The sequence below is a fragment of the Shewanella sp. SM32 genome (genome assembly GCF_025654235.1).
Lineage (GTDB): Bacteria > Pseudomonadota > Gammaproteobacteria > Enterobacterales > Shewanellaceae > Shewanella > Shewanella oncorhynchi.
Window position 1 is genome coordinate 1 of the sequence record NZ_JAKKRO010000180.1, and the last position, 600, is coordinate 600.

The window sequence follows — 600 nt, forward strand, 5'->3', positions numbered from 1 at the left end:
TATTTAGCCTTGGAGGATGGTCCCCCCATATTCAAACAGGATGTCACGTGTCCCGCCTTACTCGTTTTCATCAATGGTTAGTTTTCATGTACGGGGCTATCACCCTGTGCCGCTGCGCTTTCCAACGCATTCCACTAACACCCCACTGACTTAAGGGCTAATCCCCGTTCGCTCGCCGCTACTAGGGGAATCTCGGTTGATTTCTTTTCCTAAGGGTACTTAGATGTTTCAGTTCCCCTCGTTCGCCTCATGTAGCTATGTATTCACTACATGATGACCGCTTATGCGGCCGGGTTCCCCCATTCGGACATCGTTAGCTCAAATGCTTGTTACTAGCTCGCCAACGCTTTTCGCAAGTTACTACGTCCTTCATCGCCTCTGACTGCCAAGGCATCCACCGTATACGCTTAGTCGCTTAACCATACAACCCAAATGAGTTTCACTCATCTGCGCCGCATTGCGACCAGCTTGGTTTTACTTGTCTCACTTCTGACCAAAGAAGTGGACGCGCCTTAGACGTAAACTATTCAATAAAGAATAATTTACTATTGAATATTCAAGACWCTTAATAAAGTGTTTGAGAACTCATGTTCAATGCTT

At 46.6% G+C, this 600-nt stretch carries 1 rRNA gene; it reads right to left on the bottom strand.

Annotated elements, in window-relative coordinates:
* Positions 1-421: ribosomal RNA gene (locus L5M10_RS24070) — 23S ribosomal RNA — on the bottom strand; the annotation flags it as partial.
* Positions 422-600 lie beyond the last annotated feature (179 nt).